Source organism: Glaciimonas sp. CA11.2, assembly GCF_034314045.1.
In the GTDB taxonomy this organism is placed as follows: Bacteria; Pseudomonadota; Gammaproteobacteria; order Burkholderiales; family Burkholderiaceae_D; genus Glaciimonas.
This window is the reverse complement of record NZ_JAVIWL010000001.1, coordinates 5,040,090-5,059,455: the sequence shown is the minus strand read 5'-3', so window position 1 is coordinate 5,059,455 and position 19,366 is coordinate 5,040,090. Positions and strand designations below refer to the sequence as shown.

The 19,366-nt window shown below is 48.1% G+C and carries 13 protein-coding genes; 6 read left to right on the top strand and 7 right to left on the bottom strand.

The window, feature by feature from the left end; translation table 11 throughout:
* Window positions 1–663: 663 nt before the first annotated feature.
* Both RGU75_RS21855 and RGU75_RS21850 read right to left on the bottom strand, forming a co-directional pair.
* Window positions 664–1,011, bottom strand: a complete 348-nt coding sequence (locus RGU75_RS21855) for a hypothetical protein (RefSeq protein ID WP_322239620.1) — start codon at window positions 1,009–1,011, stop codon at window positions 664–666.
* A 238-nt stretch (window positions 1,012–1,249) separates the two neighbouring features.
* Window positions 1,250–2,353, bottom strand: a complete 1,104-nt coding sequence (locus RGU75_RS21850; protein ID WP_322239618.1) for a hypothetical protein — start codon at window positions 2,351–2,353, stop codon at window positions 1,250–1,252.
* Between the two features lie 361 nt (window positions 2,354–2,714).
* Between RGU75_RS21850 and def the strand changes: the two genes are divergently transcribed.
* Window positions 2,715–3,251 (top strand): peptide deformylase, encoded by a 537-nt coding sequence (gene def / locus RGU75_RS21845; RefSeq protein ID WP_322239616.1) that lies wholly within the window; start codon window positions 2,715–2,717, stop codon window positions 3,249–3,251.
* 203 nt (window positions 3,252–3,454) lie between these two features.
* On the opposite strand, the gene cphA (RGU75_RS21840) is transcribed toward def, so the two are convergent.
* Together cphA (RGU75_RS21840) and cphA (RGU75_RS21835) are read right to left on the bottom strand one after the other, a co-directional pair.
* Window positions 3,455–6,025, bottom strand: coding sequence for a cyanophycin synthetase (cphA, locus tag RGU75_RS21840; RefSeq protein WP_322239614.1), 2,571 nt, complete (start codon window positions 6,023–6,025; stop codon window positions 3,455–3,457).
* Window positions 6,026–6,216: 191 nt separating this feature from the next.
* Entirely contained in the window at window positions 6,217–8,415 is a 2,199-nt protein-coding gene (cphA, locus tag RGU75_RS21835) for a cyanophycin synthetase (RefSeq protein WP_322239612.1), read from the bottom strand.
* 356 nt (window positions 8,416–8,771) lie between these two features.
* On the opposite strand from cphA (RGU75_RS21835), the gene RGU75_RS21830 reads away from it, so the two are divergent.
* Complete coding sequence (locus tag RGU75_RS21830; RefSeq protein ID WP_416186891.1) at window positions 8,772–11,033, top strand: ABC transporter ATP-binding protein; 2,262 nt, start codon at window positions 8,772–8,774, stop codon at window positions 11,031–11,033.
* Window positions 11,034–11,046: 13 nt separating this feature from the next.
* Complete coding sequence (locus tag RGU75_RS21825; protein WP_322239608.1) at window positions 11,047–11,517, top strand: DUF1854 domain-containing protein; 471 nt, start codon at window positions 11,047–11,049, stop codon at window positions 11,515–11,517.
* A gap of 140 nt (window positions 11,518–11,657) precedes the next feature.
* Here RGU75_RS21825 and RGU75_RS21820 read toward each other — a convergent pair whose 3' ends face one another.
* The 3 genes from RGU75_RS21820 to map form a co-directional block, all read right to left on the bottom strand.
* Window positions 11,658–12,404: a pseudouridine synthase gene (locus tag RGU75_RS21820; RefSeq protein WP_322239606.1), complete on the bottom strand. Its 747-nt coding sequence runs from the start codon at window positions 12,402–12,404 to the stop codon at window positions 11,658–11,660.
* Between the two features lie 54 nt (window positions 12,405–12,458).
* On the bottom strand, window positions 12,459–15,011 hold the full coding sequence (locus RGU75_RS21815; RefSeq protein WP_322239604.1) for a [protein-PII] uridylyltransferase: 2,553 nt from the start codon (window positions 15,009–15,011) through the stop codon (window positions 12,459–12,461).
* A gap of 200 nt (window positions 15,012–15,211) precedes the next feature.
* A complete protein-coding gene (gene map / locus RGU75_RS21810; protein WP_322239603.1) occupies window positions 15,212–16,015 on the bottom strand; it encodes a type I methionyl aminopeptidase in 804 nt (267 codons plus the stop codon).
* Window positions 16,016–16,389: 374 nt separating this feature from the next.
* Here map and rpsB point away from each other — a divergent pair, with 374 nt between their 5' ends.
* The 3 genes from rpsB (at window position 16,390) to pyrH (ending at window position 19,229) form a co-directional block, all read left to right on the top strand.
* Window positions 16,390–17,142 carry a 30S ribosomal protein S2 gene (gene rpsB, locus RGU75_RS21805; protein WP_322239601.1) on the top strand — a complete coding sequence of 251 codons (753 nt, stop codon included), beginning with the start codon at window positions 16,390–16,392 and terminating at the stop codon, window positions 17,140–17,142.
* Between the two features lie 194 nt (window positions 17,143–17,336).
* On the top strand, window positions 17,337–18,218 hold the full coding sequence (gene tsf / locus RGU75_RS21800) for a translation elongation factor Ts (protein ID WP_322239599.1): 882 nt from the start codon (window positions 17,337–17,339) through the stop codon (window positions 18,216–18,218).
* 294 nt (window positions 18,219–18,512) lie between these two features.
* Entirely contained in the window at window positions 18,513–19,229 is a 717-nt protein-coding gene (gene pyrH, locus RGU75_RS21795; protein WP_322239597.1) for a UMP kinase, read from the top strand.
* The last annotated feature ends 137 nt before the right edge of the window (window positions 19,230–19,366 follow it).

Sequence of the window (19,366 nt, the reverse complement as noted above, 5' to 3'; positions counted from 1 at the left end):
GATTCTCACAAGCGCTTCTCTACATAATGCGGAGCAGGTCAGCGTGGACTGCCGTGAGGGTTTCAAAAAAAATCTCATGAAAAAAACTTTCTTTAAGATATTTCCGATCAGATGCGTGGAAAAAACAAGTGGCTGTGTTACAGACTAGCTGTTTAGTACCGTGCAATCATATCCCGATTCGTAGTTGGCCTTACTTCAGAGCAAAGGCGCGCTTAGATGCCCTGATTAGCAGTTTTCGGTGCAATAATCTTGAACCGGACACTGCTCTCATGGGGAGATAAACTGCATGGGTTCTACCATCCACCATATCCCGCAACCGGCGATTGATGGAAAAACCCCGATTTAAGCCCTCAAAAAATGGCAGCAGGAAAAAACCGAATCTGTTTTTAAAACGCGGTTATATCAAACGGGACTAAACAGGTAATCCCACACCAAAGGATCAGTTTTCTGGTGCAACGTCCCGGCTTCTACCCAAGCAGGTTTGGTCTTCAACAGGGTCTAAACCAGGCGCGGATCATTTTCCTTTTACTCATGCATGAAGCCCCACCACAATGGTTTGTCTTCCTCAAAATAGCGGATGCGATCGCGATGTGCGTGAACAAAGTTCACGTGCGGGTGTGACACGTCGCAGTTGGCGCGCCATGCACCGCTGACCGGGGTAATTCATGCTGCGTCTTGATTTTTTTGAGAATGGCGGGCCAGCAGCCTCACGCCCGAAGCCGCACAAAAAACAATACCCGAGCACAGACCGAACCCAATACCGAAAAGGACTTCTTCATAGTTAATTTCTGCAGAAGATCCGTTTAGTAGTCGTGCATAAAGGAACAATGTCACAGGCCCGAGCGCAGCGCACCAGATGCACAGGCGCACTGACGATAGGGCCTGTTTTCGCCGCAGCCATAGAGCCATCGGCACAACCAATACAAAGGTGATGGAGTAAGTGAAAAAGCCGCCAATGCACATGATAGCAAATAGCGCTAGCCGCAAATCATAGAAGACTGCAATAGACACTTCATCTGTACATCCTATAAAGAAGGCCACGAGGTAAATGCACATACACAAGGGAACTATCAACGGTGATATGAGAGCCCCCTTCCATAAGCTTCGAGTGTGCTGGTATGCTTTTATGGTCATATTTTTTTTGAGATTAGGCAGAATTTATGTGAATGCAATTAGGCTTACATCGGCGTCATCCGACTGAGCCACGTTGCGCTGTGCGAGTCGGTGATCAATGCCCAAAAGTCCAACCCTATTTGGGCGCAGGCTTATATAGCTTTGCAAATGCAGGTAGGGCAGAGCGGGCACAATTTATCATCCTTTTTCCTGTTTCTTGCAGCTTAGGATCTGGGTCACTAAGCAGCGAAGTACCTAATACGTATTGCGATCCGTAGCTACCTTTCATTGCAGAGAATCGATCCAAAAAACCATTGTCCGAGAATCCAGTCGCTTCCAGAGCAACCCCGAATAAACCATAAAGTGAGCCAATTTTTTTCTCTTGCAACCATTCCGTTACCTGCAATAGACGATACCGTTCAAGGTAGCTCATTTTATCGTGGTGCTTTCTACCTAATAGTCGATAAATTTGTACGCGTGCCAACCAATTCCCTTTTGCCGCAGCTGATACTAGATTCCTCCAGATGGTATTAATATTTTTTGCATAATATTTTCCCTTCTTAGAATGTGGATCTGAGAGTGTTGCAATAGTTGCTTCCAAAAACTCGTTCACCGCGTCCATGTCAGGAATGTCGCCAATCTGAGCGGGATTTTTGCATGCGAACTGATTCAGATCAATGGTGCCGACATCCATATCAATGCCCATTTTTTCAAATAATTTTGAAGTTCGCTCTTCAAAAACCTCACTTGACCAGATAGGTGGTAATTTTCCTAACCAGGCTAGCTCATCATCGTTGGCAGCAGCTTGCTTCTTATAATCGTTCTGCATTTCTTCTTCGCGTAATTTATCTGTTTCTTTTTTTGCTTTTGTCGCAGCATCATCTTCAATATCGATCGGTAATTTATATTCGTTGCACTCTTTTCCCTTTGGATTCACTTTTAGACGTTGGTCATTGCTCAATAGAATGACGTAACAACTCGTTTTAATATAATTTTTAATGTAACCCTTTCCCGCTTTATCGGTAAGTCCATGTTTAACGAATTGCCCATCGCGATAGAGCGTGTAAGGTTCAGGAATATCTTGAGAAAATCCGGATAGGGAAAATCCAAAAGGTTTATCAGTTTTCGGCGGATTGAGCGGCGCCGCATGCAGTGTCGCAGACAGGCAAAAAATTGTAAGAATTCGAAAGAGAAAAGAACCCGGAAATTGAGAAAATTTACTACTTATATTGCGATGCATATTGATCCGATAAAAAATATTAAAAAAGTCGTTCCCAGATAGCTGCCAAAACGCAAGATACAAGAAATTAGTGCAAAATTACGAGCGCACGCGCAGTGCTTAGGGAAACGACTTAGATACGGAAGTTGAAAAATTTGTCAGAACATTAATACGAAGAAAACATAAATTGACATCACGCTTCCAAAACCGATAGCAGGACGGTATTGGGAAGGTGAAGCTGAAGGTATGCTCGGCTGTGCTGCAAACCAATCGTGCTGTAAACCGAGAATGTAGTTTCAAAGGAATATTTCATTACTTTCGAATCTCACTGAACTGAGGTTAAAATAAGGTCCTTCCAATACTCTGCTTCTCGATTGATTCTATGAGCGTTCGTGAAATTCTAAAAATGGGTGATCCGCGTCTGCTGTTGAAAGCAGAACCGGTCACCGACTTTAATACCCCCGAGCTAGAAGCGCTGATCGCCGATATGTTTGACACCATGCATGCGGCAAATGGTGCTGGTTTGGCCGCACCGCAAATCGGCGTCAACTTACGCATCGTTATTTTTGGTTTTAAAAATAGTGTCCGCTATCCTGAGGCTGAGCCAGTACCCGAGACAGTGTTGATCAACCCGGTGTTGCGGCCCTTGTCAGATATCACCGATGACGCCTGGGAAGGTTGCTTGTCAGTGCCAGGGATGCGCGGCGTGGTGCCGCGTTGGACTAATTTACATTACGAAGGTGTCGATCAGTACGGTGCCCCGATTAGTCGCACGGTTGATGCATTTCATGCGCGGGTTGTTCAGCACGAGTGTGATCATTTAGATGGCGTTTTGTATCCAATGCGGATCAAGGATTTAGCACTTTTTGGCTATACTTCTGTGTTGTTTCCAGAGTTAGATCCGGATGATGACGACTGACGAAACTCTGACGTACAAGATGTCATTTTGTAGGATCATGGCCAATTTAAGTTGATAATCACGTCATAAGCATCATTGTTATGTATTAAAGGGTTGTTTGAAATGATGAAGTTATCATTACTTAACAAGTTTAAGCACTAAAAAAACGGGCTAACCTTTCGATAAGGTTAGCCCGTTTTTTTATCAGTCGAGGATGTCAGTATCTATCCCTCGGCAATTCGCTTTGCAATATGTTCCAGCGCTTCCTCGACCTGATCTACGAGAATCAGGCATAAGTCACCTTCACCTAATGTTGACAGTGCAGTGTCGATAGCAATGAATTCACCATTAATTTCTTGGGTGGCGGTGGTACGGCGCGCATTTTTTAAGCCATCTCGCAGCAGCGCCAATACTTCACCATCGGCGCGCCCACGTTGACACTGATCTTGATAAAGGATGACTTCATCGAAAGCGTCACCCAGCAATTGGGTTTGCTGGCGGATATCCTCATCACGACGATCACCTGCACCGCTAATGACAACAGAACGGCGTTTCGCGGGCATGTTTTCAACCGCCTGAACCAGCGCGACAATCGCATCCGGATTGTGACCGTAGTCAGCGATCACCGTTGCACCGCGATAGTCGAATACATTGAAACGGCCTGGTACGGTAGCTGGATCATTGATAAATGTGCGCAGTCCGGTCCGAATGATTTCCCAATCGAGTTTTAAAGCCCACGCTGCTGCGGTTGCTGCCATCACATTTTCGATCTGAAAACGAATAGCACCGTTGCGGGTTAATGGAATCTCAGCCAATGGCAGGCGCACTTCGTTAGTACCTTGGGCCGCGACGATATCTGTACCATCCAGATAGACCACGCGATTACCTTGTGCGCGATGCGTCGTCATCACCGGGTTGCTATTATCATGGGCAAAAAAGGTGACGGAACCTGGGCACACTTTCGCCATGTTAGTGACCATCGGATCACCGGCATTTAATACTGCAACACCGTTAGGGGCGACGTTTTCAACAATCACGCGTTTGACTACGGCAAGGTCTTCCACTGTGCTGATAAAACTCAGGCCAAGATGATCGCCCATGCCGATATTGGTAATAACGGCGACGTTACAGCGATCAAAGCCAAGGCCCTCACGTAAGACGCCACCGCGGGCGGTTTCGAATACCGCTGCATCGACGTCAGGGTGCATCAGGACGTTGCGAGCGCTACGCGGACCGCTGCAATCGCCGGTATCAATGCGCTGCTTTTCGATATACACGCCATCTGAGTTGGTCATGCCGACACGCAGGCCTTTGCAACTTAGCAGGTGAGCGATAAGGCGCACGGTGGTGGTTTTGCCGTTAGTTCCGGCAACTGCGACTAATGGAATACGACCATCGTCATGGGCGCTGAACATGGTTGCGATAATGGCCTTGCCGACCGCGCGGCCTTTGCCGTAGGAAGGGCTGATGTGCATGCGCAGGCCTGGTGCAGCATTTACTTCAACGATACCGCCTTCTTGATCTTCCAGTGGCTTGTGGACGCTGTTACAGACGACATCAACACCACAAATATCCAACCCTACCATTTGCGCTGCGGCGACCGCGCGCGCAGCCATTTGTGGATGGACGTCATTGGTAACGTCGGTGGCGGTGCCGCCAGTGCTCAGATTGGCGTTGTTGCGTAAAACTACACGCACGCCTGTTGGCGGGATAGTATCAGCCTGGTAATTTTGCTTGGCTAGTGTTGCCAAAGCGATGGTGTCGAAGCGAATTTTGGTGAGGGGCGTCGCATGACCGTCACCGCGCAAGGGATCGCTGTTAACTTTGTCGACCAGTTCACGAACAGTGTGGACCCCATCGCCTATAACGAGCGGCGGATCGCGTCTGGCGGCAGCAACCATTTCTTTGCCGACCACGAGTAAGCGAAAGTCGTGTCCTGGCAGATAGCGCTCAACGATGACATCCGAACAGATTTTTGCGGCGACATCGAAGGCAGCGAAGACCTGCTCGCGCGTGTTGATATTGACGGCGACGCCTTTTCCCTGATTACCGTCGCGTGGCTTGACCACAACCGGGCTGGCGATTTCTTGCGCAACGTCCCATGCATCGGCAGCGTTTGAAACAACGCGGCCTTGCGGGACAGGAACACCCGCCGCGTTAAGCAGCATCTTGGTGAGTTCTTTGTCCTGCGCGATCGATTCTGCAATCGCGCTAGTAGCGCTGGTTTCTGCTGCCTGAATACGACGTTGGCGGCTACCCCAGCCAAATTGCACCATGCTACCATCGGTGAGGCGACGGAATGGTACACCTCGGGCTATCGCAGCTTCAACGATCGAACCGGTACTTGGCCCCAAACGCACGTCCTCGTCGAGGTCTCGCAAACGGGCCAATGCATCGGCCAAGTCGAATGGCTGATTGTTGGCGGCGGCATTGCATAAAGCTTGGGCTAATTCAAAAGCCAGTTTGCCGACTGCTTCTTCGGTGTATTCAACGATAACTTGATAAACACCGGATTCCAAGGCTTGAACGGTCCGACTGAACGTGACAGGGCAACCGGCTTGCGATTGCAGACCAAGCGCGGCACTTTCCAGCGCGTGTGCCATTGAAATCTTGTCGTCGCTGCCAGTCGATTCAAGGAACCCGATATGGGGGAAGCGAGCGCGCAGCCGAGTCTCGAAACCGACCATTCCGGCAATCGATCGCTCTGCTTCAGCGCAAGACACGATTGCTTCAATCGCTGTGTGGCGGCTCCATAAATTTGGGCCGCGTAGAATTCGGATACGTGATACGTCCATTAACAAGTTTCCTGATTTTTTGGTTTGTTAGACCAATTTTAATGGGTACTAATGTGGGTTGCCAAATGTAAATCCTGGCAATCCAAACATAAAATGTCTTGGTTTAAGGGCAATGCCAAATCAATCACCGCAACATCACATCATGCTCTTATATTTCTTACACAACATATTTACGTGTGCTGGTGAATTGATTACGCCAATTGTTTTTTTCGTGATTTGGCATGTGGCACAACTTGTTCCATATTAAAGGTCTCGATGCACGCACGAATCAAATCCACCGAAATACCAAGGGCCCAGGTTGCTGCGACTGCTGCCAATACATTTTCTGTCTGAAAGGTCGGTTGACCGTCGGCAGTCAATGGGATGGTAGCGACACGCGCCAACATGATTTCATCCTTGCCGCTTGCCAGTATGATTTGTCCTTGACGAACGAATACGGCGCGTTTGTCTTGGGCCAGATGTTCGGTGATCACCGGTAGCGTTTGATCGATACCAAAGAAAATAACTTCGCCATCGCACAACTCTGCCATTGGAACCACTAAACGGTCTGCCGCGTTCAGAACGGCAACGCCGGTCGGCAGGACAATATCGACCTGGGTCCGAAGTACCTTTGCCATTTGCTCTGCATCGTCAATATAGTATTCAGGTAGTTGGTCATTTGCGGCGATGTTAGTCACCACACCGACTTGACAACGATCGTAGGCCAACCCTTCGGCTAATATAGTCGTGCCGCCATTTTCGAATACGGCAGCTTCTACCGCACGATTAAGCAATACCCGATGCGCGCCGGTCCAATGCGCGCAATTACTTTTCTCAACTTGTTGATTGTTGAAGTAAAGGCCATCGCTGCATGCCAGGCCGGTATGCTGTCCATTCAGATTCAGCAGACGAGCGATCAAGTGAGAAACCACAGTTTTGCCATGCGTACCAGCGACACCAACTATTGGAATGCGACCATTTTCTTCACCTGAGAACAGGTGATTAATGATGGCTTGTCCGACCGGTTGCGGCTCGCCTTCGGCTGGCTTCAGATGCATCAACAGCCCTGGTCCAGCATTGACTTCGACAATCGCACCGCGTTGTTTTTCCAGGGGTTGGGATATATCTTCTGCCACCAAATCGACGCCAGCGATATCCAGACCGATAATGCGTGCTGCCAGTGATGCCGCAGCGATGACACTAGGATGAACTTTTGCAGTGACGTCGATTGATACGTTACCGGTGCGCTGAATGAGTACTTGCTTATCTTCAGGTGGAATCGTGGTGGAGGAATAACCCTGACGTTCCAGCTCCATTCTGATGATAGGTTCTTGATCCAAAATGATCGGATTAAGGGGATGCTCTTCCAAATCGCCGCGTCGGGGATCGCTATTTAACTGACTGTCGATTAGTTCGCTGATAGTTGATTTGCCGTCACCAGTCACTGACAGCGGTTCGCCGCGTGTGGCAGCGGCCAACTTGCCGCCAACAATCAGCAGGCGATGTTCGTTGCCTCGCACAAAACGCTCGACGATGACACTGCTACCTTCCTCCAGCGCAACAGCGTAGGCGGTTTCGACTTCGGCGCGGGTATTTAAGTCGATGAAAACGCCACGACCGTGGTTAGCATCGGTGGGTTTGACCACGACAGGCAACCCGATATCTTCAGCGGCCAGCCATGCATCTTCGGCGCTGTCGACCAGGCGTCCTTCCGGAATCGGCACGCCGCAAGCTTGCAACAAGCTTTTGGTCAGATCTTTGTCGCGTGAAATACTTTCTGCGATGGCGCTGGTTTGATCCGTCTCTGCGGTCCAGATGCGTCTTTGGCGCGCGCCATGACCAAGCTGTACCAGATTGCCGGTTGACAGTCGCAACGAAGGAATGCGGCGTTGATCGGCTGCATCAACTATACAGGCGGTGCTTGGCCCAAGACATAGCGAATCAACCATTTCTCGTAAGATGGTGATCTGGGCGGAAACGTCAAATGGACGATCTTCAATCGCTGCCATCACAAGATCGCGTGCGGCGTATAGAGCGGCGCGAGTGACTTGTTCGTGACGTGCGCGGACGACCACTTTATAAACGCCGCGCTTGGATGTTTCACGCGCTTTGCCAAAACCGCCCGGTAAACCGGCTAAATTTTGCAATTCTAAAGTGACATGTTCCAAAATATGACCGGGCCAGGTGCCGTCAGTCAGGCGCTGCACAAAACCACCACGTTCGCCGTAGCTGCAACGATGTTCGATCAACGACGGTAACCAGCTTGTCAGACGCTGGTTAAAGCCTGGAATGACGTTGGAAGGGCAATCTTCCAGTTCTCCGATATCGATCCAAGCTTCTAGCGCTGAACGATACGTCCATATATTTGGTCCGCGTAGGGACGTAATTCGGAGAAATTCTATGTTTTTCATGAGTATCTAGGAAGGCCATGGGATCGCACGCTGCAGAAATACCCAATTGGTTTTAACGCTTTAAGTGTTAAATGGTTTACACAAAATAAAAAATAAATAATGTCTATTGATCGCAATCAGCTTATGAAAACCCTTAAAATACGGCAGAATAATAGTTGTCTATTAAATGATATGCCACCGTAATTGATTCATTGCATCAAACATCACACAAAATGTGACGTTATTGTTGCTTATCAAAAGCGAATAAGCAACATTCCACTCATTCCATTTCATCCTACTAAGGGATGTACCATGCGGTTCAGATGACAAGCGAACACCTTAGCTCGATTTTACATTCCAAAAATATCATGCAATCTATGCCCGATCGTTGGAGTGTGGAGGTCGCACCACAACTAGCGCCCGAAGAAAAGATCGCTGCTTGGTTAGAAGTGGATATCGATTCCGCATTACATTTTACGCGTGGTTTGGTGGTCGTGACTGATCGTCGTGTATTGGCCAAAATGTCAGGCGACATAGAGTGGGGACAATGGCTTTATTCAGATGGACTGTCGTTACGTCACTTCGATCACGCAGGGATAGGAAGCCTTGAACTCATCGATCCACAAAAACGGTTGGCATGCTGGCGCTACACGCTGGGATTGAATGTCATTGCTTTGCGATTGATCAACCATTTTGAGCAGCAACTAGAAGCATATTTGTCTGGGCAACCGGTACATCATCTGGATGAAGGAGTGTGCGCCCAATGTCAGGCTCCACTGCCGCCGGGTGAGGATTCGTGTGCAATCTGTCCAGAAAAAAAGGGCGCAGTATCATCGCGCTGGGCCTTGTTTCGGTTGGTGCGATTTGCCAAGCCTTACAAATGGTCTTTGATATTTGGCTTTTTGCTAACGCTGGCATCGACCGCCGCGACCCTCGTGCCGCCGTATCTGACGTTGCCGTTAATGGATAATATTCTTATCCCATATCAAAATGGCAAGCCAATCGACGTCGGCCTCGTTCGACTGTATATGGCCGGTTTGTTGGGTTCTGCTTTGGTGGCATGGACACTGGGTTGGGCGCGGACTTATATTTTAGCGATTGTCAGTGAGCGTATTGGTGCGGATTTACGCACGTCGACCTACGAACATTTGTTGCGTTTATCGCAAGAATACTTCGGTGGAAAACGCACTGGTGATTTAATGGCGCGTATCGGATCTGAGTCTGATCGTATTTGTGTCTTTTTATCGTTGCATTTGCTCGATTTCGCAATTGATGTGTTGATGATGCTGATGACCGCAGCGATTTTGATCTCGATTAACCCTTGGTTGGCGTTGGTTACGCTTCTGCCGTTACCATTTATTGCCTGGATGATCCATTTGGTACGTGACCGCTTGCGTCACGGCTTTGAAAAAATAGACCGTATCTGGTCGGAAGTGACCAATGTTCTGGCCGACACGATTCCAGGAATACGAGTAGTTAAAGCGTTCGCTCAGGAAAAACGCGAGGCTTCACGGTTCAAGGAAGCCAACCGGCATAATTTGCTGGTCAACGATAGGGTCAATAAAATCTGGTCGTTATTTACTCCAACGGTTACCTTTCTGACCGAAATAGGGTTGTTGGTGGTGTGGGCCTTCGGTATTTGGCAAGTCTCACAAAATCAGATAACCGTGGGTGTTTTGGTGGCTTTCCTCGCTTATATTGGTCGTTTTTATACGCGTTTGGATTCGATGAGCCGAATTGTCTCGGTGACACAAAAAGCCGCCGCCGGTGCTAAGCGCATTTTTGAAATTCTCGATCACGTCTCGAGCGTTCCCGAACCAGCCAATCCGGTGCATCTTGAGAATGTTCAAGGCGCCATTGAACTGCGTGATATCGGCTTCCGCTACGGTAATCGGTCGGTGATGCGGGGGGTGAATTTGTCCATTAAACCGGGCGAGATGATCGGCTTGGTTGGACATAGTGGCTCAGGAAAAAGCACGCTGGTCAATCTGATTTGTCGCTTTTATGATGTCTCCGAAGGTGCGATCAGGATCGATGGCGTGGATATTCGGGCCTTGCCTATTGCCGAATATCGTCGCAATATCGGTCTCGTCCTGCAAGAACCATTTCTTTTCTTCGGAACCATCGCTGACAATATCTCTTATGGCAAGCCCGAGGCGACCCGCAAAGAAGTGGTGGCCGCAGCCCGCGCCGCGCATGCGCATGAATTTATTTTGCGTTTACCACAAGGTTACGATTCTCTGGTCGGCGAACGGGGTCAGGCGCTGTCAGGCGGTGAGCGCCAGCGTATTTCGATTGCGCGCGCCTTGTTGATTGATCCGCGTATCTTAATCATGGACGAAGCGACTTCGTCCGTCGATACAAGTACTGAAAAAGAGATTCAGAAGGCACTGGATAATCTGGTGCAAGGCCGTACGACCATCGCTATTGCGCATCGTCTGTCAACGTTACGAAAAGCAGATCGACTCGTAGTAATGGATCGTGGGGAGATCGTTGAGGTCGGTAATCATGATGAACTGATGGCGAGTGAAGGTGCATATTACCGCCTGTATCAGGCCCAATTACGCAACGTTGATGAAGAACCGGAATTGGAAAACTGGAATAGCATTACCGGTAAAATTCCTGAGACTATCGATTAAGATGACAATAAAAATGACACTGCATGATTTTCGATTGAGTCTAAATGCGTTTGGCCGACTGGTATTTACTGCGGCCGAGGGTGAAGTCTATCAGGGCGTTTTGCCAGTGCGGGCGTTTCCGATTAGCGCAGCCGACGAAGGCCTGTCAATTGTGGCCGCGAATGGGCAGGAGCTTGCATGGATCGATCATTTAAGTGATTTGCCGGATGATTCCCGCGCAATGGTCGAGCACGAGTTGGCAAGTCGCGAGTTTATGCCTGAAATCACACGCATTCAACATGTATCGAGCTATTCAACGCCGAGTAGCTGGACTGTAACAACGAACCGAGGTGACGCTATTTTTACGTTAAAGGGCGAGGAAGATATCCGTCGACTAGTTGGCGCATCCTTGCTTATCGCGGATAACCACGGCGTACATTTTGTGATCAGGGATATGCACGCTCTGGATAAAGTAAGCCGTAAAATTTTAGATCGATTTTTATAAATTTATTTGGCTATTTTTTTCCTGAAAAGCGGAAGTTTGAAAACGTCGCTTTCTTTGAGATTATGCTTTCGCTGTCACTATACCGCTCGAAGTTTGATATTCAGGGAAAGCACATTCTGCAATAGAATGTGACTTGCCCTTTAGAAACTTTCGTCAAGATTCAGATAACGCCATTCTCCTGTCGGCAAATCTCCAAGCGTGATTTTGCCGATTCGGATTCGCTTCAATCCCGTTACCTTCAGGCCGACAAGTTCGCACATGCGACGAATTTGCCTTTTTTTACCTTCTCGTAGCGTAAAGCTCAGTTGATCTTCGTTTTGCCATTTGACGATGGCCCGTTTTAGTGGCTTGCCATCCAGAGAAAGGCCAAAATTAAGTCGCCGCAGATCGCTGTCAGGCAACTTTGCACCATGCGGATATTGGACGCGAACCAGATACTCTTTATCGATGGACGAGTCTTCGCCAATCAGTTCCTTGGCAATTCGACCGTCCTGCGTCAAAACCAGTAAACCAACGGAATCAATATCCAGCCGACCAGCAGGAACCAGATGACGCAATTGACTACCGTGAAATTCCTGCACGGATTTATCTTCTTTCCAACGACTGGCACCGTTGACCAGAACGACAGCTGGCTTGTAGCCATCTTCGGCCTGACCACTGACATAACCCATTGGTTTGTTGATCAATATAGTGACGCGCTTTGCCTGTTCGGCGCTGGCCTGGCGCTCTACTGTGACGTGTTGATGTGGAAGTACTTTGCTGCCAAGCTCAGAGATAATGATGCCATCTACACGCACCCAGCCACGGGCGATCCATTCATCGGCTTCGCGGCGTGAGCACAGGCCGAGTTCGGACATGCGTTTGGAAAGGCGTAACGGTTCAGTCATAAAGATGCAAATCAGGTAAAGGTAAAAAATGGTGAAAGCAAAATAAAATAAGGCTTAAATCTGCAAAGCATCGAGTAAATCGGTTTCGAGTTGTAGTTGCAGGCGATTATGATTGAGCGCATTGCCATCGACTAAAAATACATCCTCGACGCGTTCGCCCAACGTCATAATTTTGGCCGTATGTAAATTAATTTTGTATTTGGCGAGTACGTTCGCGATCAAATAAAGCAAACCAGCGCGGTCATTGGCAGTGATAGCCAATAAATAATATTGTCCCCGTTCGTCTGGCCGTAAGTCAACTGTTGGCGTAACCGGAAAGGTACGTGACAGCCGTGACAACCGACCACGAGTCGGCGCAGGTAGTGGACCACGCGCCTCAAGTTGCTCGGTCAGTTCGTGCTCAATCAGATTAATAATATCGCGATAATGTTTGGCGAACAACGGCGCACTCAATAAAAATGTATCAAGGGCATATCCATGTTTGGTTGTATGAATCTTCGCATCCAGAATGCTGAAATTCTTGCTATCAAAATAACTGCAAATACGTGCAAACAAATCGGTTTCATCGGGCGTGTACACAGCCACTTGCAAGCCTTCGCCGATTGGCGCGAGCCGGGCCTTAACGATCGGTTTCGGGCTATTGACGAGTGTGTAGAAAGAACGCGTCTGCCAGGCTATATCGGCGGCATCGTGGCGTAGAAAGTACGCTACGTCCAGTTGCGCCCACAATGGCTCATGCGCATCATTGGGCAAGCCATATAAGCGCAATGTCCTCAATGCATCTTCTTGGGTATTCTTTAGTTCACGATCAGTGGAGGGGCTTTCACCCCCTAATACTCTTAGGGTGATGCGATATAAGTCCTCTAGTAACTTGCCTTTCCAGGCGTTCCAAACCTTGGGACTGGTTCCACGGATGTCGGCGACGGTCAGTAAATAGAGCGCTGTTAGATGACGTTCATCCTTGACCGTATTAACAAATTGCAAAATAACGTCAGGATCTGACATATCCTGCTTTTGCGCCACCTGAGACATCGTCAGATGCTGTTGCACCAAAAAGACCACGAGCTCGGTGTCTTCTGCCGTCAATCCGTGCTGCTGACAAAATTGGCTGGCATCGGCCATGCCGAGTTGGGAATGATCGCCGCCGCGACCTTTTGCGATATCGTGAAAAAGCGCCGCTACATAAAGTATCCAGGGGCGCGCAAAGTTGGCAATTAACTGGCTGCAAAAGGGATATTCGTGTGCATGGTCGCTCATCGTAAAGCGGCGCACGTTGCGAACCACCATTAAAATATGCTGGTCGACTGTATAGACGTGAAACAGGTCATGTTGCATTTGACCTACGATGCGACGAAAATTGGGGAGGTAGCGCCCCAAAACACCGGTCTCAGTCATCCCGCGTAGAGCATGGGTTATTCCTTGCGGTGCTTGAATAATTTGCAAAAATAATGAGCGATTGTAGGGATTTCGACGGAACGCAGCATCAATCTTTGCGCGCGCATGCCATAGAGCCCTGCGCGTACGCACGGTCATGTCTTTAAGCCTGGTATCCTGCGCGATAAGCAAGAATAGTTCGAGCATCGTGGACGGCATGGTCTCAAATTGATTATCCGCGACTATGTCAATTAGCCCGTTTATTTGATTAAAACGTTCGTTAATTGGCCGAGGAACTATGGGCTGTGGGAACAGATACCCTTCAATATTTTGCAAAAGCACCAAATTTAACTGTGTGACCGCTTTAGCGGCCCAATAATAGCGCTGCATCAGATATTCGCTGGCGCGTCGGGTCTCGGTTGTCTTGAAACCCAAGGTTTCAGCGATTGGTGTCTGGACGTCAAACACCAGTCGATCTTCGCGGCGATTAGTATGAATATGCAGACGAATGCGGATGTCTTTGAACGCGCGTTCTTTTTGTCTTAGCTGCCGTGCTTCAGTGGCTGTAATCAAAGATCGCTTGGCAAGCTGAGTCCATGAGTCACCTAGGCCCGCGGCCTTGGCGACCCACAATATCACCTGCAAATCACGCAGGCCGCCCGGACTTTCTTTGCAGTTGGGCTCAAGGCTGAACGCGGTATCTTCAAACTTCACATGGCGTTGCCGCATTTCCAGTTTTTTTGCTTGAAAAAAGGCACGTGGGTCCATCGCTGCGTCGTACCGTTTTTGTAACTCAGAGAAAAGGTGCTTGTTGCCAGTGACCAGTCGGGCCTCGAGCAAACTGGTTTTGACGGTGATATCGGCAGCAGCTTCGGTCATGCATTCGTCTATCGTACGGATGCTATGGCCAATTTCCAGGCCAATGTCCCAAAATAATTGAACAAGTTGTTCCAGATTGTTCTTTAGCTCAGCATCGGGTACCGCTTCTAATAAAATCAATAGATCGACATCAGAATGCGGAAATAACTCCCCCCGACCATACCCGCCTACTGCAACCAATGAGGCGGAGGCGGGTAACTGGAGTATTTTCCACGCTAACGTCAGAGCGGTATCGACACTTTGTCGTAATTGCTTCAGTAGCGGTTCGGGTTTGCCGTTGACTAAAAAAGCATTGATGACCGTTTGCCGTTCAGTTTTGAGTTGATTTTTTAGGGTTTTGGCAAGTGTCGACATAGCTTTGCTAAAGGGAGCGGAAAAAGGCGGTTGGGACAGCTGGAACGATTGCTATATTGACGAATGATACGATTACTTCCCGCGCCAAATGACAAGCGCACATTAACGAAAAACTCGGGAGGCAGTTGTCAATCCAGGATTGAAACCGGCCTGCCGAGTAACGCAATGATTAATATGGCAATAAATTTTGTAGCGCCAGCTTACACGATGAAAGCCGGCGGCGGTGGCGTTCCAGCCGATTTTGTCAGAATTTCATAACCTGTTTCCGTCACCAGAACTGTGTGCTCCCATTGAGCCGACAAACTACGGTCTTTTGTACGGATGGTCCAGCCGTCGCCCATTTCGCGAACGTCGCGGCGCCCGGCATTGATCATTGGCTCGACGGTAAAAATCATTCCTGCTTCTAATTTTTCGAGAGTGCCAGGACGTCCATAGTGCAGCACTTGAGGCTCTTCGTGAAATACCTTGCCGATTCCGTGCCCGCAAAATTCGCGAACAACACTGTATCCGGCTTTTTCTGCATGTTGTTGAATGACGTAGCCAATATCGCCCAAATGCGCGCCGGGTTTAATTTTGGCAATCCCAAGCCACATGCATTCATATGTCACATCACCGAGACGTTTTGCCATGATTGACGGTTCGCCAGCATAAAACATGCGGCTTGTATCGCCGTGATAGCCGTCCTTAATAACCGTAATGTCAAGATTCACGACATCACCGTTTTTAAGAACCTTATCGCCAGGGATACCATGACAAATCACATCATTTACTGATGTGCAGATTGCTTTTGGATAGGGCGTGTAACCTGGGGGGCAATAGTTCAATGGCGCTGGGATGGTTCCCTGAACATTTGTCATGTATTCATGGCAAAGACGATCCAGTTCACCGGTAGTGACGCCGACTTTAACGTAAGGAGTAATGTAATCAAGAACTTCCGAGGCGAGTTTGCCAGCAATCCGCATACCGGCGATATCTTCGGATGTTTTAATTGAAATAGAGGACATAGGTGAATAAATGTGGGAAAAGAATGACAAAATAATGTCGAAAGAATCATAAAAAATAGAGGGAATGGTAGTCCCAGCTAAATTGAGATTCGGCAGCTTGCCTAATTTAGCCCTAATTATAGTCGAGCTGGCTTAGCTTCGCTGTAAACAGGCATTGGGTACTTGAAGCATTACCCTGTTTTGAGGTAGAATCTTGGGCTGGCTGGAATTGCTATTCAGGCAGCGTTGCATTATTTTGTTTAGCACTAAAGATAGTAACGTCGTAACTCGTTGTTTTAAATCGCGAATCCGCTCGAAAAGGGTGCCCTTCTTGTATATGTATATATACAAATCTGGTGACTGAGCAGATTCCAGACCCAACCCTGGAGAAAATTATGTCCGTAACAATGCTCGAAATGCTGGAAGCCGGTGTTCACTTTGGTCACCAAACTCGTTTTTGGAACCCAAAGATGGCACCTTACATCTTCGGTCATCGTAACAAAATTCACATTGTCAACCTCGAAAAAACCCTTGGTATGTACCAAGAAGCGATGAAGTATATTCGCCAATTGTCATCCAATCGCGGCAACATCCTGTTTGTTGGTACAAAGCGTCAGGCACGTGAAATCATCGCTGCTGAAGCTGCACGTTCAGGTTCACCTTTCGTTGATCAACGTTGGTTGGGCGGTATGCTGACTAATTTCAAAACCATCAAGACTTCGATCAAGCGCCTGAAAGAAATGGAAGCTTCGATCGCTGACGGTTCAGTAGAAAATCTGAGCAAAAAAGAAGGTTTGATGTTCCAGCGTGAAATGATCAAATTGCAAAAAGCTATTGGCGGTATCAAGGATATGGGCGGCATTCCTGACGCAATCTTTGTTATCGACGTCGGTTACCACAAAGGCGCTATCACTGAAGCCGCAAAACTGGGAATCCCGGTGATCGGCGTTGTTGATACCAACCACTCACCAGAAGGCGTAACTTACATTATTCCTGGTAACGACGATTCGTCTAAAGCAATTGCTTTGTACGCTCGTGGTGTTGCTGATGCAATCATTGAAGGCCGTGCTAACGCTGTTAATGATGTAGTTGAGTTGATCAAGGCTAATGCTGGTGACGAGTTCGTTGAAGTTAACGATCAGGCGTAAATCCTGAGATTGAGGTAACACACTTCAACCAAAAAAAGGGGGCAGCGATGGCCCCTTTTTTTGTATATCCCGAATATTTTTGACTGGTGTGCGGATGATGGTTCGGTCTAGTTCTTGACGGTTTTAGCCTCACAAGAGACTTAAGCGACCAGATGGCGAAAGCGCCTTACCCGCCCCAATTCTAGGAGAATAATATGGCAGTAATTACTGCAGCACTGGTTGGTGAACTGCGCGCAAAAACTGATGCGCCAATGATGGAATGCAAAAAAGCGTTGACGGAAGCCGAAGGCGACATGGTCAAAGCAGAAGAAATTTTGCGTGTTAAATTAGGTGGAAAAGCCTCGAAGGCAGCCTCCCGGATTACAGCCGAAGGCGTTGTTGCTGCTTATATCACTGGCGGCGTTGGCGCTTTGGTAGAAGTTAACTGCGAAACAGACTTCGTAACCAAAAATGACGAATTCATCGCATTGGTTAACGCTTGCGCCAAGTTGGCAGCGGAAAATAATCCAGCTGACATCGCTGCTTTATCCGCCTTGCCATTGAATGGAGGTACTGTCGAATCTTGTCGTACAGAATTGATTGGTCGTATCGGTGAGAATATGTCGATTCGTCGTTTTCAGCGTTTTGAAACCACTGCCAAACTCGCTTCTTATATTCACGGCACCAGTATTGGTGTAATGGTTGAGTACGACGCTGCGAATGAGCAAGTCGGAAAAGATGTTGCTATGCATATTGCTGCAATGAAGCCAGTATCGTTGTCTTCGGATCAAGTGCCAGCGGAACTGATCGAAAAAGAACGCTCGGTAGCGACTTTGAAGGCTGCAGAATCTGGCAAACCTGCTGAAATCGCTGCAAAGATGATTGAAGGCTCGGTACAGAAGTTCTTGAAAGAAGTTTCTTTATTGAATCAGTCGTTCGTAAAAAACGACAAACAAACCGTCGAACAAATGCTTAAAGAGGCAAATGCCAGCGTTAAGTCGTTCGCGATGTTTGTGGTCGGTGAAGGCATAGAGAAAAAAGTAGATGACTTTGCTGCAGAGGTTGCGGCAACGGTTGCCGCAGCCGGACAAGCTTAAATAATAGGAAAAAGCGGGCCGGAAGGCCCGTTTTTTCTGTTGTCGGGAATTTTTTGATCCATACGTGGACTAAATGGCGCGACAAGCATTTTGTGACTGCAAATCGCCTGCAGTTTAATGGGGCGGATTTACTTTACAGGCGCAAAGTTGTAATTTGTACAGCTAAGTTGTAATGCATGATCGTAGTAAATATCGAGGTGGCTAATTTAAAAAATAGTAGCCTCGAATAGCTAGTGTAATAATAAAAATACGTAATAATTAATTGTTAATCGGATAGAACGAAGGACTCAGACCATGACCAAACCAGCATATAAGCGTGTTCTCCTTAAGCTCTCCGGTGAAGCCCTGATGGGCAATGATGCCTATGGCATCAATCGAGCGACTATCGATCGTATGGTTGCCGATGTTGCCGAAATTGCAGCGCTAGGTGTGCAACTGGCGATTGTTATAGGCGGCGGAAATATTTTCCGCGGTGTGGCACCCGGTGCAGAAGGAATGGATCGCGCCACGGCAGATTATATGGGCATGTTGGCAACAGTGATGAACTCACTAGCGCTGGCAGATGCTATGCGTCAAGCCGGATTGACTGCACGCGTCATGTCGGCGATCAGTATCGAGCAAGTGGTAGAACCATATGTACGACCAAAAGCGTTGCAATATCTGGAAGAAGATAAAGTAGTGATTTTTGCAGCAGGTACTGGTAACCCATTTTTTACTACGGATACGGCGGCGGCGTTGCGCGGTTCCGAAATTGGCGCCGAAATAGTGCTTAAAGCGACCAAAGTTGATGGCGTCTACAGCGCAGATCCTCAAAAAGACCCTGCCGCGACACGCTACACCACTATTACTTTTGATGAAGTTATTACTAAGCATCTGCAAGTAATGGACGCAACGGCGTTTGCGTTGTGCCGCGATCAAAAGCTACCCATTAAAGTATTTTCTATCAATAAACCGGGCGCGTTACTGCGCGTGATTATGGGTGAAGATGAGGGTACGCTGGTTCACGTTTAAAATATCAACCTGTTCACGCGTGTGAGGGTGGACCTGCATGGTATCTCCGCAGGGTCTTCATTCTAGAATGATATCTTGGAATGTTTAGTGGACGGTATAGCTGAATATTAGGCAGTTTTTTAAATTAAGTTATTCAA

Bases quoted from the DNA above. Each gene is read 5' to 3' on its own strand.
- RGU75_RS21850 (WP_322239618.1), bottom strand. From the start codon at position 2,353: ATGCATCGCAATATAAGTAGTAAATTTTCTCAATTTCCGGGTTCTTTT.
- def (WP_322239616.1), top strand. From the start codon at position 2,715: ATGAGCGTTCGTGAAATTCTAAAAATGGGTGATCCGCGTCTGCTGTTG.
- cphA (WP_322239614.1), bottom strand. From the start codon at position 6,025: ATGGACGTATCACGTATCCGAATTCTACGCGGCCCAAATTTATGGAGC.
- cphA (WP_322239612.1), bottom strand. From the start codon at position 8,415: ATGAAAAACATAGAATTTCTCCGAATTACGTCCCTACGCGGACCAAAT.
- RGU75_RS21830 (WP_416186891.1), top strand. From the start codon at position 8,772: ATGCCCGATCGTTGGAGTGTGGAGGTCGCACCACAACTAGCGCCCGAA.
- RGU75_RS21825 (WP_322239608.1), top strand. From the start codon at position 11,047: ATGACACTGCATGATTTTCGATTGAGTCTAAATGCGTTTGGCCGACTG.
- RGU75_RS21820 (WP_322239606.1), bottom strand. From the start codon at position 12,404: ATGACTGAACCGTTACGCCTTTCCAAACGCATGTCCGAACTCGGCCTG.
- RGU75_RS21815 (WP_322239604.1), bottom strand. From the start codon at position 15,011: ATGTCGACACTTGCCAAAACCCTAAAAAATCAACTCAAAACTGAACGG.
- map (WP_322239603.1), bottom strand. From the start codon at position 16,015: ATGTCCTCTATTTCAATTAAAACATCCGAAGATATCGCCGGTATGCGG.
- rpsB (WP_322239601.1), top strand. From the start codon at position 16,390: ATGTCCGTAACAATGCTCGAAATGCTGGAAGCCGGTGTTCACTTTGGT.
- tsf (WP_322239599.1), top strand. From the start codon at position 17,337: ATGGCAGTAATTACTGCAGCACTGGTTGGTGAACTGCGCGCAAAAACT.
- pyrH (WP_322239597.1), top strand. From the start codon at position 18,513: ATGACCAAACCAGCATATAAGCGTGTTCTCCTTAAGCTCTCCGGTGAA.